This is a genomic window from Siminovitchia sp. FSL H7-0308 (genome assembly GCF_037980985.1).
GTDB lineage: Bacteria > Bacillota > Bacilli > Bacillales > Bacillaceae_C > Siminovitchia > Siminovitchia thermophila.
On the sequence record NZ_CP150282.1, the window covers coordinates 3,047,644 to 3,063,427 of the forward strand.

12 protein-coding genes and 4 pseudogenes are annotated in these 15,784 nt (G+C 37.0%); 4 read left to right on the top strand and 12 right to left on the bottom strand.

What is annotated here, in order from left to right:
* Positions 1–171: 171 nt before the first annotated feature.
* Complete coding sequence (locus tag MHB50_RS14515) at positions 172–2,097, bottom strand: FtsX-like permease family protein (RefSeq protein WP_094423637.1); 1,926 nt, start codon at positions 2,095–2,097, stop codon at positions 172–174.
* On the bottom strand, positions 2,084–2,851 hold the full coding sequence (locus MHB50_RS14520) for an ABC transporter ATP-binding protein (protein WP_018705605.1): 768 nt from the start codon (positions 2,849–2,851) through the stop codon (positions 2,084–2,086). The genes MHB50_RS14515 and MHB50_RS14520 overlap by 14 nt, the downstream gene beginning before the upstream one ends.
* 207 nt (positions 2,852–3,058) lie before the next feature.
* On the opposite strand from MHB50_RS14520, the gene MHB50_RS14525 reads away from it, so the two are divergent.
* Both MHB50_RS14525 and MHB50_RS14530 read left to right on the top strand, forming a co-directional pair.
* Entirely contained in the window at positions 3,059–3,730 is a 672-nt protein-coding gene (locus tag MHB50_RS14525; protein WP_077113180.1) for a response regulator transcription factor, read from the top strand.
* A complete protein-coding gene (locus MHB50_RS14530) occupies positions 3,727–4,752 on the top strand; it encodes a sensor histidine kinase (RefSeq protein ID WP_077113179.1) in 1,026 nt (341 codons plus the stop codon). Before MHB50_RS14525 ends, MHB50_RS14530 begins: the two co-directional genes overlap by 4 nt.
* A 402-nt stretch (positions 4,753–5,154) precedes the next feature.
* Here the strand turns inward: MHB50_RS14530 and MHB50_RS14535 are convergent, their stop codons facing one another.
* From MHB50_RS14535 to MHB50_RS14545, 3 genes are all read right to left on the bottom strand, one after another.
* Positions 5,155–5,367: a hypothetical protein gene (locus tag MHB50_RS14535; RefSeq protein ID WP_033369738.1), complete on the bottom strand. Its 213-nt coding sequence runs from the start codon at positions 5,365–5,367 to the stop codon at positions 5,155–5,157.
* Positions 5,368–5,585: 218 nt separating this feature from the next.
* A protein-coding gene (locus tag MHB50_RS14540) for an IS3 family transposase (protein WP_139345697.1) occupies positions 5,586–6,760 on the bottom strand; the annotation gives its coding sequence in 2 pieces (ribosomal slippage) (positions 5,586–6,517 and positions 6,517–6,760; 1,176 coding nt in all).
* 135 nt (positions 6,761–6,895) lie between these two features.
* The gene (locus MHB50_RS14545) at positions 6,896–7,858 is read right to left on the bottom strand and encodes a VanZ family protein (RefSeq protein ID WP_077113177.1); all 963 of its coding nucleotides are present in this window, start codon (positions 7,856–7,858) and stop codon (positions 6,896–6,898) included.
* Between the two features lie 42 nt (positions 7,859–7,900).
* Here MHB50_RS14545 and MHB50_RS14550 point away from each other — a divergent pair.
* Positions 7,901–7,990 (top strand): annotated as a pseudogene (locus MHB50_RS14550) (hypothetical protein); the annotation flags it as partial.
* Between the two features lie 371 nt (positions 7,991–8,361).
* On the opposite strand, the gene MHB50_RS14555 reads toward MHB50_RS14550, so the two are convergent.
* The 7 genes and pseudogenes from MHB50_RS14555 to MHB50_RS14585 all read right to left on the bottom strand — a co-directional run bounded on the left by MHB50_RS14555 (position 8,362) and on the right by MHB50_RS14585 (position 14,808).
* A complete protein-coding gene (locus tag MHB50_RS14555) occupies positions 8,362–9,276 on the bottom strand; it encodes an NAD(P)/FAD-dependent oxidoreductase (RefSeq protein ID WP_018705598.1) in 915 nt (304 codons plus the stop codon).
* 524 nt (positions 9,277–9,800) lie between these two features.
* Positions 9,801–10,202, bottom strand: a complete 402-nt coding sequence (locus MHB50_RS14560; protein ID WP_018705597.1) for an Rrf2 family transcriptional regulator — start codon at positions 10,200–10,202, stop codon at positions 9,801–9,803.
* Positions 10,203–10,635: 433 nt separating this feature from the next.
* Positions 10,636–11,476 (bottom strand): annotated as a pseudogene (locus MHB50_RS14565) (metal ABC transporter permease).
* A pseudogene (locus MHB50_RS14570) lies at positions 11,452–11,865 on the bottom strand (ATP-binding cassette domain-containing protein); the annotation flags it as partial. The pseudogenes MHB50_RS14565 and MHB50_RS14570, both read right to left, overlap by 25 nt.
* The gene (locus tag MHB50_RS14575) at positions 11,807–11,968 is read right to left on the bottom strand and encodes a helix-turn-helix transcriptional regulator (protein WP_018705595.1); all 162 of its coding nucleotides are present in this window, start codon (positions 11,966–11,968) and stop codon (positions 11,807–11,809) included. The gene MHB50_RS14575 and the pseudogene MHB50_RS14570, both read right to left, overlap by 59 nt.
* 446 nt (positions 11,969–12,414) lie before the next feature.
* Positions 12,415–12,861, bottom strand: a complete 447-nt coding sequence (locus MHB50_RS14580) for a DUF4872 domain-containing protein (RefSeq protein ID WP_340084025.1) — start codon at positions 12,859–12,861, stop codon at positions 12,415–12,417.
* A gap of 587 nt (positions 12,862–13,448) precedes the next feature.
* Positions 13,449–14,808: pseudogene (locus MHB50_RS14585) on the bottom strand (transposase).
* A gap of 642 nt (positions 14,809–15,450) precedes the next feature.
* Between MHB50_RS14585 and MHB50_RS14590 the strand changes: the two are divergent.
* Entirely contained in the window at positions 15,451–15,705 is a 255-nt protein-coding gene (locus MHB50_RS14590) for a helix-turn-helix domain-containing protein (RefSeq protein WP_091772738.1), read from the top strand.
* The last annotated feature ends 79 nt before the right edge of the window (positions 15,706–15,784 follow it).

Consider the following 15,784-nt stretch of genomic DNA (forward strand, 5'->3'; position numbering starts at 1 on the left):
AGTTATCATATTTCCAATCATTCGATTTTTTGATGTTAGAAGATTTAAAGATGTTCAAATTGAACTTCAATAATATAATCGGTCTAGATTCTAGAGCAATGAGGATTTTTTTAACAAAGGAATACATGACAAAACACCTCTCGAACCGAACATTCGAGAGATGTTTCGCTCTTATTTGTTTACAATGCGATTGTACGTATTAACAGTTAATACATAATAGACTGCATAGATGATAACAAAGAAGACTATAGCCATTAGAATAGGGAAGATAAGATTGATTCCAATTAGATTAGAAATAAAGTTGCTAGTAAAGTACAATGTCACACAACTATGCAATATTCCTACGGTTAGTGGCAATCCGAACACAAATAATGACTGTCTTTTGATTGATTTACGTATATCCTTTTTATTGACACCGATTTTTCTAAGGATTTCATAGTGTCCTTTCGCCTCATTCGCTTCTGTTAACTGTTTGAAATAAATGATACTTCCACTTGCCGCTAAAAATACAAGTCCCAAAAAACCAAAAATAAAGAGAGTAATTGCGTTTCCTTCTTTACCTTGCTTATACTCAGTATAAAATGATGAAGAAACTTGAAAATCGTTTCCAACCAGTTTATTTACTTTCTTTGAAGTGGCTTGTGCCGTTACTTCATTTTCCACTTCATATACTTTATAAGTTAATGGAGCCTCTTTTTTGGCTATCTCAGCAAACATTTCGTTACTGACTACGAGAAAGAAATCGGGATAATCGAAAGGTAGCACATTACTTTCAACCATATGAACAAATGGCAGTTCGCTGCTTCCTTGAGGCAATTGAATCGTTATATTTTCTCCTTTAAAAACCGACTTCGTATATTCAGTAAACCTTGGCTGGATTACTGCTGCTTGATTTCTTGATAGTAAGACTGTTTCATCCTTATTTAAAGCATTCGCTGCTTTATTAAATGTACTTTCTGAGATTAATTGCACAGGATTTATGTCATAATCCAGTTGAAATGAGAGTATTCCTTTTACCTGAATGACGGGTATGTCTAGTTGGGCTTTTATTGGATGTCGATGATCTGCTTTTATTATTCTCTCCACCTGCGAATCAAATTCTGGACCTTTTGACAAATGCGAATAACTGAACGGAACAACTTCCTCAGCTCTTTTTTCGTTGCTGTAATACCCACTGTAAGTTGCACCTAAGAAACAGATCGTTGCAGAACTCAACAATGCAATGACTGTAAAGGTACGTGCATTCCCTCTAATACGAAACAGTAAGCGAGATGTTTCAATTATTCTAGTTCCTCTGTAATAACGCGACTTATTTTTTTGTGATAATCTTAATAAATAGACCGTTACAGATCGAAAAAATAAATGGGTGCCAATGACGAGAGCAACAAAAGCAATACCATAATTTTTCATTAAATATTCCGTAGTAAATTCGTCAGGAAATGGTTTTAATATCAGCCAGTAACTAACGACAAGCAATATAACTCCGATAACAGCCGATATAAGTGAAACCTTTGGAATTTGTTCACCTTTTTTCTCATCATAGAATAATTCGATTAATGTAAAACGATAAATCAAACGGTAACCTTGAACGGAAGTGAATAAAATAATGACCATAAAGACTATGACTGTTTGGGTAATCGCTAGAATGGAAATACCGAAGTCCACCTCGGCAATTGAACCCATAAGTTTTATTAAAATCATTGCAAATAATTTGGAAAGTAAGGTTCCAAGAATAATTCCAATAACTATTGCAATGATTCCCATAATCAAATTTTCATAAAATAACATTTTTGCAATGGTTTTCTTGCGTAAACCAAGTATGGCGTACAATCCGACTTCTTTCTTCCTTTTTCTTGTGAAGAATGAATTGGAGTACAAAATAAAGATTGCTACGAATAAAATTAAGATAATTGATGATACCCCAAACATGAAACTCATTGTATCCGACAATTCAATGCTTTCCTGAATTTTTTCGCTATATTGCAAGGAAGTGAACGTATAATAAATAACCATGCTGAAGACGAGCGTAACAAAATAGACAAAATAATTATTGAAGTTACCTTTAATATTTTTCCTTGCTAAACTAAATAACGTCATTTGCTCCACCCCCCAGTGCTGATAGAACATCCAACACCTTGTTGAAAAATTCTTTGCGGGATCTTTTCCCTTTCACAAGTTCTGTGAAGATTTTACCGTCTTTAATAAATAGGACGCGATTACAATAACTTGCCGCATAAGCATCATGGGTAACCATTAAAATTGTTGCCTTGTCTTGTTCATTAAGATCCTTTAAACTTTCTAATAAGTCTGTTGCTGATTTCGAATCCAACGCACCTGTTGGTTCATCTGCCAATATTAGGTTTGGCTTTGAAATAATCGCGCGTGATGCTGCCGTGCGTTGCTTTTGTCCCCCAGAAATTTGATACGGGTACTTATTTAAAATGTCGCGAATGCCAAACTTATCTGCCACTTCATCTGCTCTTCGTTCCAATTCCTTAACGTTCAATTTTGCCAAGGCTAACGGCAAGATAATATTTTCTTTCACAGTTAGAGTATCTAATAAATTATAGTCTTGGAAAAGGAAACCAAGTTTGTCACGGCGAAAGGCAGATAATTGCTCTTCATTCATCTTTGTCAAATTGATTCCGTCAACCACGATGTCACCAGCAGTCGGCTCGTCAATTGTTGCCAATATATTTAGTAAAGTTGATTTACCAGCACCCGAGGGACCCATAATACCGACGAATTCACCTTCCATGACGGTTAAGTCTATATCCTCCAAAGCTGAAAATACATTTCCCTTTGCACCATAGACTTTTTTTATTTGTTTTGCTTCGACAATAGTTTTCATATTTAAATCCTCCATTCAGAGTTGTTTTGTTTTACGTTTTTATTTTACAATAGGTGCCCTTTATATAAACTTACAGCTTGATCTCGTAACCTTACATTTTCGTCACATTGATAAAAAATATGTTTAAACACGATATTTTCTTTGTATGTTGGTCGATATTCAATTAATATGATGTTAAAGAAGGATGATTGTTTGGAGGGAAGAGGAATGAAAATCATGATTGTGGAAGATGATTTGACCATTCGTGATATGGTAGGGGAAACATTAGAAAAGTGGGGTTTTGAAACCGTTAAGATCGAAGACTTTGACCAAATCATGCAGGTATTTCTTAATCATGATCCTCACCTAGTCATCATGGATATCAATTTGCCATCGTTTGACGGATTTTACTGGTGTAATAAAATCAGAGAAATTTCAAAGGTCCCTATGATCTTTCTCTCTTCCCGTGATACACCAATGGATATAGTGATGTCGATAAACATGGGAGGAGATGATTATATTCAAAAACCTTTCCATATGGAGGTATTGATTGCAAAAATTAATGCACTCCTCCGCAGAACGTATTCCTACATGGAAACACAGTCTAAGACAATCGAACATGATGGAATTATATTAAACCTTGAGAACGGAGAGGCCTTACATGGAGATCGAAAGTCGGAACTCACGAAAACAGAATTTCTTATTTTGAAAATCCTGATGAAAAATAAAGGAACCATCGTCAGTCGTACGAAAATGATGCGTAGCCTTTGGAAGAATGAAAATTTCGTAGACGAAAATACATTGACGGTTAATATTGCTCGTCTGCGTAAAAAGCTTGCTGAACTTGGAAAAGAACACTTCATTATGACTAAGAAAGGACAAGGTTATATTATCCAATGAGTTTCTTTCAATATCTAAAAGATAAACGGAATTTCTTTATATTAAACGTGATCATTATGTTCTTTGTTTCTTTGATGACGATTGTGAGCACAGATTCCAGAAACACTGTAAGTAATATCGTATATACCAATGTGGTTATCTTTTTTATTGTAGCTATATACGTAATCATCGAATACTATTACAATAGAGAATTTTATCGGGAATTAAATGATTTGGTTGAAAGTAATCATGAAGAATTTCTCGCAACTCTGCCTAAACCGCGAAACGATGAACAACTGTTATATCTTGAGTTATTAAAAAAAGTAAATAGTGTGCATGGCGATCAATTACAAAAGTTGTATAACGAAAAAATGGATCATCAAGACTTTATTACATCTTGGATTCATGAAGTCAAGGTTCCGATTGCGGCAGGTCGCTTGCTTATGGAAAACAGTAATGGAAGAACTGTTGAATACCTTGTGGACAAGTTTGAAGATGAGTTGGATAGAATCGAAAATTACGTGGAGCAGGCTCTTTATTACTCTCGCATTGATTCTTTTTCTAAAGATTATTTTATTTCCGAGGTAGTGTTGGATCAAGTTGCTAAAAACAGTGTAAAGAAATTTGCCAAATCTTTTATTAACAAGCAAATTCGTTTTCATATGGACAATATTGAACAGGTTGTCCATACCGACAGTAAATGGCTTGGTTTTATTATGGATCAAGTTTTTTCAAATTCTTTAAAATATACAGGTGAAGGCGGGGAAATCTCCGTACAATTTGAGGAAGATCTAAAAGAAAAGCGGCTACAGATTCAAGATACAGGCATTGGAATTAAGCCAGAGGATATCAGCCGCGTATTTGAAAAAGGATTTACAGGATCTATTGGGAGAAGTCATGCCAAATCTACCGGTTTAGGTCTCTACCTTGCAAAAGAAATGGCTCTTAAATTAGGACATGACCTTTCCATTCATTCAGAAGATGGGAAATATACGAAGGTCATCATCCACTTTCCAAAAATCAGAAATTATTATCATCTATAAGTATAATGGTGGGGTTAAAGAAATTGGTTAATCGGAAAATAGTATCAAATTAAAGGTGTTCAAGTAGAATAATGTTTATCGTAAGGCTTAAGAAATATTAAATAATATAGCCAATAGTAAGTGAATTAATTGATAAAAAAATAAGTACTTGAAAATAGCTATAACCAGGTTTTTATTATATTTTAATCGAACTTTTCAAATATGGTTTTATTAATACCACGATAAATCAACGTTATATGTCCTCTTTTTATCTCCAGTTCCAAGTATGGGAAATATTATCCATGGTTTTAACATGCATATGCAATGACTTTTGAAAATCAATTGAGGCTCAAACACTTTATTTAAGATTTTTATTTGGTTATAATTTTTATGGGGTAATCGGAAAATAGTGTAGAAAGAGGGTTAAAAATAACCCTCCTCCATTGCTTTAGTCAGTGGTGAAAAGTCAGCACCATAGATTTCTTCATAAACCCATTCATAGCCTATTTGACCCCAATTCGGGAATTGATCAGGTAACAATTTTATGAAAGTAGCTTCAACTTCTTTGAATTTCTTTTTCTTTTGGGTATTCGGATTATAGTGTTGAAAAACCCTATTAAATAAATTAATGTTCATAGCACTGTAAATCGTATAATTGGATCTACGCCAATATTCTGGACACAAAATAGATGGTGGATTGGACAGAGCTCCATTTCATAAGAGTGGGTTGGTCTATGTCGCTTGACATGGAGCCTCTATGGGCATGGGTGTCTTGCGAAGGGCGAAAGGGTCAAACAATCCTTTCGCAGGCGGACGAGCCTAACATGCCCCCCCCTCCATGTAAAGCGCCGTGCTCAGACATGATGCAGTGACTTAGCCGCCACCCGGATTTCATCTTCAACCTGTTGTGGGGTCTTATATTGAAGGCTGCCATGCATTCGCTTTCGATTATACCAGCCTTCAATGTATTGGAAGAGATGAATCTTTGCAGAGGCGTAATCCAGATAAGTTACGTGATGTATTTCTTCCTTCTTCAAAATAGCATGGAAGGATTCAATACAGGCGTTATCGTACGGGCAGCCCTTTCGACTGAATGATTGTCTGATCTTTTTTGACTCAGCCTCTTCCATGAAAGCCTCACTCGTATATTGGGAACCCAAGTCACTGTGCAGAATTAACTCCTCTGGTGGTAGATGCGTGGCATAGGCGTTATCCAATGCTTTAATCACCAGGTCTGTTGTCATTGTACAAGAAAAGGAATAGCCTACGATTTTCTTTGAATGCAGGTCCATCACAGAAGCAAGGTAGCACCAGCCATCCTTTAATGTATGGATATACGTAATATCGGCCACCCATTTTTCATTGATGGTGGTCGTAGAAAAGTCCCTGGCCAGGATATTCTCGCGTTCGATAACTGTTTCTTTGCTTGGTGTTGGCCGATATTTTTTAATGACGATGGAACGGATGCCCTCTTTTTTCATCAGTCTCTGTACACGTTTCAGACTTACTCTATATCCTTCCGCACAGAGATATTGGTGAATTTTTGGGGCTCCATAACGTCCTTTGCTTTCTTCGTGGATCTCTTTGATCCTTTTTGTCAGCTCCTTGTTTTCCCGCTCACGCTTGGATTCGGTTTCTTGGAGTGTTAGGTAGTAGGAGCTTCGCGGCAATTCCAAGACTTCGCACATAGTTTGGATGGGATGTTGGTCTTTATGTTGATCAATCACGGAAGCTACTGCAGATTGGCTTACCTTTTCGCGAATATGGCCATAGCCTTTTTTAAGATTTCATTTTCTTCCTGCAGCCGGCGAAGCTCCTTTTGAATCTTGGTATAGTCATCCGCCGTTGCCACGGTTCCATCTTCAAATTTGACGGGAGAAAACTTTTTGACCCAATTATAAATGGAGACATCAGATGCGCCATATTCGCTGGTTAATTGCTTGACTGGAGTGCCAGATTGATATAATTCCACAACCATCCTTTTGAAATCTTCATTAAATTTATTTTGGTTTTTATTATGGCCTTTCATTGGACACACCTCTTCTTAATCTTATTCCTCAAAAATTATGAAACTAACTAGGATGTGTCCATGAAAATATACTAGCACCACATGTTTGGGGTGGGAAAAAGAAAAAAGACCATTATCTTGAACAAAACGTTTGAATCATTTCCAGAAATATTTCATTTCCCTAAACCCTACATCCCAAAGCTTTTCATTCCCCTTAACGATTATCGTAATCTTACTTGCACGTTCAAGTGGAATTTCAAACATTTGTGGAAACAATTCCGGATAATTCAGTTGCTCCGTTCCAGAGCCGGATAATACCTCACGACCATCGACTAAAACTCGTATACTTCCATCACTATCCATTAAGTCCGGTATTCCATAATAAAATGAAAAAATAATCTCCTTCTTGGACGTATAAGTGTAGGTTTCACTTCCTTTGCCTTTGGCGCCAAATATATTATATCCAGGTTCGACGTTTTGACCGCTAACTTTAAAGCTGTACGGTTTTGTTCCCGCTGTTGTATGCCCGGAACTATTTTTCAGTTCATTTAAAGCTATAAAGGGACCCTCTGCTTTGGTGAACGTTTTCTCCAAAATTCCGCAAATTGCTAATACCCCGATTAGAATAACAATACACGTGATACCGGTAATAGCCATATTTAGCCAAAAGTTTTTTGTTCGATACCCTAGTTTGTACGCTCCGAATCCGATGCTTGCGCCTAGAGAGTTTTGAATGGCATCGTTAATATCAAAGCTTCCGAGCAAAGTTAGTGCCTGTATGGTTTCGATCACGAGAATAGACAGGAAGAACAATGAAAAGAAACGAATAAACTTCACACGGAATAACAATGGAATCAATATGCCGAATGGAATAAAGGCTGCCACATTTCCTAGATCTACGAAATCCATCAGAGTAGGATGCAGAAAATCAGAAATCTTTGGCAAATGGTAGAACTCAATCGGAAAAAAAATAAAGGTGACCCCAGTCGTGCTTGCAGATGCACCTATTCTGCCGAAAGCGAAAAAAATAAAATATAGTATCAAAATAGTATAAAAAATAGTTACGGTAAAAATAACTGTACGTTTTTGTGGCAATGTTATTTTGCCCTTGGCAGTCATATAAAAACACCTCCTGAAACAGTGTATCAAAAGTCATGTTTAAAATACATGATTTACTATAACCGTTACAGATATCAATGGAACCTGATGACCCCTATTCAATACAGAGATCACCTTCTTAAGTCTGCCTAGCTTTTTTATGATTGTCCTTTACAAAGGGTACAGTCTAAAGAAGGAATGGCTCCTTTTTTGTGGAAATAATCGCACCTCTGGTTGTCTATCCGCTTCGTGGACAGGATTATCCTCCACACCGACTAAATTTTTTTACGGTCAATTCCACAAATTTATTGACAGACCTGTTTTAGGACCATTTTGCACAGTGGCAAATCGTGCAGGAGTGACCCTGCCACCTTTTCTAAAGAGTTGATTCATAAATGGTAATGAGGAGTATTTCATAGTACTGGAATCACTTTCTTCAAGTAGCTTGGCCTTATAAAAGTGTCTTTTACAAAGGGTACATTATAAATTTAAAGTCCTCTTTATAAATATATTTAGAATTTGAATCAAACGTTGTTCTTATGCCATTCTTCTCGATTTAATTCTCCGTTTATTGCGGCTGCGGATACAGCTCCTGAAGCAGCTGCAACAATAGATTGGTGCAAGTGTGTAGTTGCATCCCCAGCTGCATAAACACCAGGTACACTTGTTTTTCCAAACTCATCGACTTCAATTATTCCAGTATCCAACATCCGGCAACCAAGTGCGACAGGTAATTCCGATCCAAGTACCAATTCTGCCTTGAAGAAAATTCCTGTGCATGGAATTTCTGTTCCATCCTCAAGCTTAACATGCCTTACCATGCCTTGATTTGATTGGATGGAATGAATTGGTGAATGAAATAACGGGATATTATGCGCACGCAATTCTTCACGTTCTGCTTCACTTAATTCATTGGGACCATTTGTACAAACTACAAACTGCTTTGTCCACCCGTAAATCAATGGGACAAAATGCATTAGCGCTGCTCCTCTGTTTATGACAACTAATTGCTGATCTCTTAGTTCCCAGCCATCACAATACGGGCATACAAATGCGCTCTTACCATAGACCTCCGCCAACCCTGGTATGCCAAGATCGCGATCCTTCATTCCGATAGCAAACAACAGTTTTCTAGTGGCTATCTTCAACCCTGAAGCAGTTTCCAACAAAAATTGACCATCTTCACCTTCTATCAACTCGATAGTATCTTCCAAATGTGAAACTGACGGATAAGTGTGAAGCTGCGATTTAGCAATATTTCTAAATTCATGTGGGCTAATGCCATCACGTGTTAAAAAGGCATGAGCCTCTCTAGTCACTGCATTACGCGGTTGCCCCTCATCGATAATCAACGTCTTCTTCCTAGCCCGTCCTAGTATAAGTCCAGCGCTTAAACCAGCAGGACCTCCTCCAATAATAACAACATCAACTTCCTTCATGATTAACTCCCTTCCTCTTATTAGTTTAACTTTCCAAATGTGTATACGCCCAATAATTACTCTGTACATCTCATATGTAGTTAAGACCTAACCAGTACTACTGAAATACTGTATTCTCACTCTGCTACGATGTTACATGTTGGCATCACCTCCTTACATAAGAACTTATCCACTAGCTCATTCGACTTTTAAATAATTTGCACATCTTTGAAACATCATCGATAGGCGCTGATTTTACTCTGTATATAGATTTTTCAGTCATAAATCCCTAGTAAAATTCGATGGCAGTCAGCGATATGAATATGCAGACTACGTACAGAAACTCTTCCTTAACTTTCGATCTCTTTCCTATAATCTTCCGGGGACATCGTTTCACAATACCGGATTAAAAATCGCTGTATCTTGAATCAACTTATACGGTCCTTTTATACATGTTCATTTTTGGATTCTCCTAATTTTTTATTATAATTTCATTAAAGACTATAGAGACACTTATTATCTATAATTGGTTGAAAGAATATGTGCTAGAAAACGATGTTCATTTCCCGCACAAGATCGGACATTTTTTTATTTCTCAAATGCTCTTCCATTTTTTCCTCTGCTTCCAATACTACTCTTTGAATCGGACAATCTGGTCCGTGATCGAAACTACAATCAAACAAAGAGGCAGATCCCTCAATCGCATGAATAATGTCAAGAAACGAAATATCCTCCCAATTTCGTTTCAGTCTATATCCACCATTCACTCCTGTTATGGATTCAATCATACCAGCCTTTACTAGCTTGGTCAGTATCTTGGACAGATAAGTTGGTGACACCTTTTGCTTCTCAGCAAGCAGCTGAACGCCCACAGGTTTATCCGGAGTCGCTGCAGTAAGAAAAAGCATCGTATGTAGAGCATAATCTGTAGCCTTTGAAAACTTCATTCATCATCACCCTAATTAAGGATTTTATTTATCTATAATAACTTGAATGTTGTTAAACTCCATGTATAATGCATGGGCTATTATATTATAGCAGCTAGTCGAACTTCTTGAAAATGCTCTAATCGTGACTATAAAACCCCATTTCTCTCGTTATGAATGGTAATGCTTCTCTTATATATTATTATGCAGACACATTAATACGATATTGTCAATCTATGCCCCCAACTTAATATAACAGCTTATAACCTATCCTTCTTTCTAATAATAGCTTGTAGAAATATTCTTTTAGTTCTTTTTTATAATTATTTATATATTTGGTTTGAAGGCTTCAATGATTTTCATACATTGTGAATTAAGTAGAGTTTTGGAATTTATTATTTGAAATAACAATTCTACGATGTAAACTCGATTTGTCTTTTCTGCTTATTTCATTCTAGCCTTGACTTTTATTAAATAGTCTATTAAATTTCAAGTAATGTAACATGTACTTTGCAAGTGTTATGATTGCAAAAATCAACATTAAAATTATTGTGATGGAAGCGCCTGGTGGTGTACCCAATTCATAAGAAGTGACTAAACCACTTAACATGCCGACAAGTGCAATGACCATTTCATTTAATATGACACCGTAGAAGCTTTTGCTTAAACGAAGCGATATAGCTGCAGGTAAAATGATAATGGCTGAGACAAGTAAAGCCCCGACAATCGGCATTATTACTGCTATTGTGACCCCTGTTAACACATTAAACAAAATCGACATCGTTTTAATAGGCAGGCCAGCTTTAAAAGCTGTTTCCTCATCAAATGTAAGAACATACATAGGTTTTCGATATATTAAATATAATAATCCGATAATTATCGTTAATCCTAGTAACATCCATATTTGTTTTGTGAATAGTAACAATAGAACCGAATAGAAATTGCGTTACACTTAATGTAATTCCACCAGCACTTATTTCCATCAGGACAAGCGCTACTGCCATTCCGACAAACATTAATATGGCAATCGAAATTTCAGAATATGTGCGATAAATTTGACGCAAAAATGCAAGCAGAGTTGCGATAATGATTACCACGAGAATATTGGTACATGTCGGATTGATGCCAATTAACAGACCAAGCGCTACCCCAGATAACGAGACATGGGATAAAGTATCTGCCATTAGTGATTGCCTACGCAATACCAAAAACAATCCTAATATTGGAGTGATTAATGAGATTAAAAATGAAGCTTGGAAAGCTCTTTGCATCAATCCATAGAAAAACATCTCCAAGGTGAGTCCTCCTTCCGTATCAACTCAATGTGTTTATTAGCGTAGTGACGAATCTCTTCATGATCGTGTGTAACCATTAAGATACCCTTGTCATGCTCTGTACTATTGTGCTTCAATAATTTATAAAATTCATTACGTGAACGTACATCCATTCCAATTGTAGGTTCATCTAATATAAACAAATCTGGATCTGTTGAGAACACACGAGCAATTGATATCCGCTGCTTTTATCCACCTGATAATTCCCCTATCTTTTTATGATGCATCTCCCACATTCCCACTGATTCAAGGGAACGACGAACATGCCCTTTATCTTCTTTATCTAACCTTTTAAACCATTTGCCTCTTTGAAAACGCCCTGACTGCACCAGTTCTAGTACAGTGCTCGGGAGATAGATGAGCTTGTTCAGCAATGTCTTTGATCGTGATGTCATCCAGCAGATGGGCTTCCATGTATTCGATTGTCTTTTGTAATGATTCTACCAGTGCCATATGGTTCACTCCTTTAATGGCATGTTACCTTATTAACTTCTCTAAATCCTGTCATTTTGCGCTCGATCCAGACAGTTGCCTTTACGTAATAAATCATACCAACATAAACCAAACGAATTAGTCAATTTTCATAACCTGTTAGCACAGCAAGTAGTCGATATTTTCTATATCTTTTTTTCAACTCATACCTTAACAATACATTGCCAGAATCAGAGGGAATACCCCGACCTCTCCGCTACTCAAATATGGGACTGGCTAAAGGAGCACGATCCGGAAATTGAAGTTGGGGAAAATACGGTAAGAAGCCGCATCCGGCCGCTGCGAAAGATGTACGGGAGCCCAAAGGAGGTGCAACAAAGGCAGTATGAAGCCGTTCCCAATCCCCCCCAATGGAACAAGAATCATGAATCCACTTTTCTAAAACTCATTTTTTGAAAGCATCGCAGTCAACAGATTCTTGATAGTTGATTCATTGCTTCATATTCTTTGTTTGATAACTCTAAAAGAATATCAGAAGCCTGATTTAGGAATAGTAATTCATGAGTCTCTCCAGCCTTATTAATAAGCTTAGATACCTCCTCCCACATAGGTGCGATTTTAGTAAATAGAATATATCCATTTTGTAAAGGAGTATAATCAACCATACTCAAACATTCTTTTAAGAAATCTCTATACATATTTCTAAATAGGGATTCTCCAGTTCCCCCTCGCTCCATTAGTGTGGCTGCTAAAACTAAATCATCCTCAATATTTTCACTTCTCTCAAACCACTTCTTAATCTCTACAATTGTTTTCTTAATACCTTTATAGCCCAAATTTTTGATAGGAGGATTCTTATAATCTAAAGCGTTATTTTTGATTGCTGTTATAATCACATCCTTTAAATTTGGCATATCCTCTTTTTTCTTAATGGTATAAGACAGATTTTTTGAGACATTGGACCTTTTTCGTTTCTTGCCAATGCCAAATTTTCAAGACTTGTTTTTACCATTCCCCCCTGTTGCTTTGTATCAATCAGGTAGGCAAAACTGTCGTCATATCCATACATTGCCACATAATGACCAGCAAATTGTACCTTATTAGTGAAGTAATAACTGTCAAGCTTTAAGTCTACTACAACTCCTTGATCTATGTTTTGTCTAACATGTTCCCAAGCCTCCCTTTTTATGTTCTTACTATTTTATTTAGCTAGACCTTTCATGTTTAATTACGTTTAACAGATAAGAAATGACTTTAAAAAACTTTATTTTTGTATTATTCATTATTTTGTTCGATCAGTTTTTATGGAATTGTAATAAAATAGAGTTTGACATTTAAAGTATTTCTTCTTTTGGTCCTTTATATTAAATATTAAAAATGATTCTACCCAACTGTTAATATTCAGTTGTGTGAATCGATTTCATAATTGACGTTTTTGAAAATGGGTTGAGTTACCCTACGATGTTTTTTAATGTTTTTTTAAAAAGGTATTGCGATTTAATCACGCTGTTTTTAACGAATGTTGCTCCATTTCTAGTCTGATCTGGTCTGCGGCTAATTTTGAGGCATTGTAAACAAGCGTCACCAATTGGAAGTGAAGCCTGGCTTTCTTACCGGTCCGATGACGGACATTATTGAGTCCAAAGAATTCCTTTAAGTACGCATTAACCCGTTCAACAGCTGTGCGTTCCTTGTAAAGTTCATTCCACTTTTTCGAACCTCTAGCTGGATGTGTGTACTTGCGGATATCCGTCGATTGCCTGATTTTAAAGGTCATTTGACAAAGGGAATCGTGTCGCAATGGGCAAACTGTACATTCTTTTGGACGTGTGTATTTCAGTGTCTTGTACTTCTGGTCGAAGCTGTCGTAACGATAAGAATGTTCCCGGACGCATGTAGGTGCGAAATGTTCATCGTATCCAACTACTTCCCTTTCATTGCGCTGGTTATATGGGATGACAGCCTGTAGATTCTGATTGGTTAATTGCTGATATATGGGCTCATAATCATAACCTGCATCGAAAAGACCGGCGGTAAATAAAGCTGGAAGATCCCGATCAATTTTCTTCAATAATGGGATGGCTGCCTTCCCATCATTGAGATTTCCTGACGTCATTATACCCGTTAGAATGTATTGACTCTTTGTGCTGACGGCTAAATGTCCTTTATAACCAAACCAGAAGGTATTTTTCCCATCACTGTTTTTCTTGATTCCCCATTTTGGTTCGATGGAAGCTTCTTTATACAACGTTTCCACTGATTCGGATAGCTGGTGAACAATCTCTTTCTCATAAATCGGGCGTGCGTTTTCGGCAGCCTGTTTTTCCTTTAACCATTGCTCTCGTTCCACCTTCGGCTTGCGTCCGCGCTTTTTCGGTGTCTGCTTTTCTTTCTTTTTGGAGGCTTGCGCACGATCTCTTGCCTCAAAATGCGTGGCAACGAAGGCGATGTTTTCATCGCTTATATGCCCCTCGTTGATGGCAAGTAGAATCAGTTCATCATGGATATGTGTCATCACATTTGATTCGCTGATGACAGTAATCATCCTTGAATAGAAGGCTTCAGATGGAATTTGGTCCGAGTGAAGAAACCTACAGTCATATCTAAAAAACCGGGTCACGTTTTAACCGTTTGATTAGGTCCTTGATTGTCACGATACGCTCCACCATACGAGCGATAAGTGAATAGACCATGGCACCATAATTCAGTTCTCTTGGGGCACCTACTTTTTTTGGTTTATCGAAAAGATTCCAAAAAGGATTCAGATCGATTGTCGAAAAAACAGCCTCAAAGTGGTGGGTAGGTTCCAACTCATATAATTCATGCATGTCAAATAGGCTTGGTTGACGTATAATGGACATAGGGCATCTCTCCAGTCTGTTATGTTTGTGTGGTAACTTACATTATACAGGATTTGGGGAGGTGCCTATTTTTTTACGTCTTGAAAGCCTTGAGCCCCAAGGGCTCGGGATTATGAAATTAACTCGTGTTATTGTTTTTTTAAAAATTTTTCTCTGATTTTTGGCATTTTACAAAAAAACTTGTTGAAGGTAATGAAAGGGGAAATCATCACCCATCTTTGCAGTTTCGAAGAGAGTTGAGTGTATGGTACCGAACGGCAGGTGCGTTGTGCATTTAACGCTTTTTGTAAGCGAGTACTGAAAAATGAAGCAATCAACATATACAAAGAAAGGCAGAAACGGAGATAACATTTTCAAATTTAACACCGCTAGAAGAAAAACAGCTCTATACCTTAGACAAACACTAAAAGGGAGAAGAAATAGAAGGACTTCAAGTAGCTGGTAAGAGAATTACTCCTACACTTCTTGCAAAAGCGATGCATAGCTTGCCAGTTGAGAAGCGTACTATCATCCTACTATACTACTTTTTTAATCTTTCTGATGTAAAAATTGATCAATTGTTCAACATTCCACGTTAGTACTGTACAGTATAGGCGAACGAGTTCTTTAAACCGTTAAGACGTTTTTTGGAGGAACATGCAGATGAATGGGATGATTAATTCTAATGTTGAAAACAACGAGCGTGGTTTATTGCCGTACCCAATTATTTTAGCTGCAAATAAGGGTGAGCCAGAAGCAATGAAAGTAGTTATTCTGCATTATGGAAGCTACATGACCAGTCTGTCCATGCGTAAGCTTCGTGATGAGCGCGGGAACATTTATTGGGGTATCGATGAAGATACACGTGATCGTTTGCGTTCCAAACTAATGCAGTCTATTTTAACTTTCAAAATTTAAGTAGAGAGATTTCCCCTTTCATTATATTATTTGTTCTTTGACAAAGAAAGCATGGAAGATAACGCCATGCCGTATAACA

Coding starts and splice junctions, on each gene's coding strand:
- MHB50_RS14515 (WP_094423637.1), bottom strand. CDS start 2,097: ATGACGTTATTTAGTTTAGCAAGGAAAAATATTAAAGGTAACTTCAAT.
- MHB50_RS14520 (WP_018705605.1), bottom strand. CDS start 2,851: ATGAAAACTATTGTCGAAGCAAAACAAATAAAAAAAGTCTATGGTGCA.
- MHB50_RS14525 (WP_077113180.1), top strand. CDS start 3,059: ATGAAAATCATGATTGTGGAAGATGATTTGACCATTCGTGATATGGTA.
- MHB50_RS14530 (WP_077113179.1), top strand. CDS start 3,727: ATGAGTTTCTTTCAATATCTAAAAGATAAACGGAATTTCTTTATATTA.
- MHB50_RS14535 (WP_033369738.1), bottom strand. CDS start 5,367: ATGAACATTAATTTATTTAATAGGGTTTTTCAACACTATAATCCGAAT.
- MHB50_RS14545 (WP_077113177.1), bottom strand. CDS start 7,858: ATGACTGCCAAGGGCAAAATAACATTGCCACAAAAACGTACAGTTATT.
- MHB50_RS14555 (WP_018705598.1), bottom strand. CDS start 9,276: ATGAAGGAAGTTGATGTTGTTATTATTGGAGGAGGTCCTGCTGGTTTA.
- MHB50_RS14560 (WP_018705597.1), bottom strand. CDS start 10,202: ATGAAGTTTTCAAAGGCTACAGATTATGCTCTACATACGATGCTTTTT.
- MHB50_RS14575 (WP_018705595.1), bottom strand. CDS start 11,968: ATGGCACTGGTAGAATCATTACAAAAGACAATCGAATACATGGAAGCC.
- MHB50_RS14580 (WP_340084025.1), bottom strand. CDS start 12,861: ATGCCAAATTTAAAGGATGTGATTATAACAGCAATCAAAAATAACGCT.
- MHB50_RS14590 (WP_091772738.1), top strand. CDS start 15,451: ATGAATGGGATGATTAATTCTAATGTTGAAAACAACGAGCGTGGTTTA.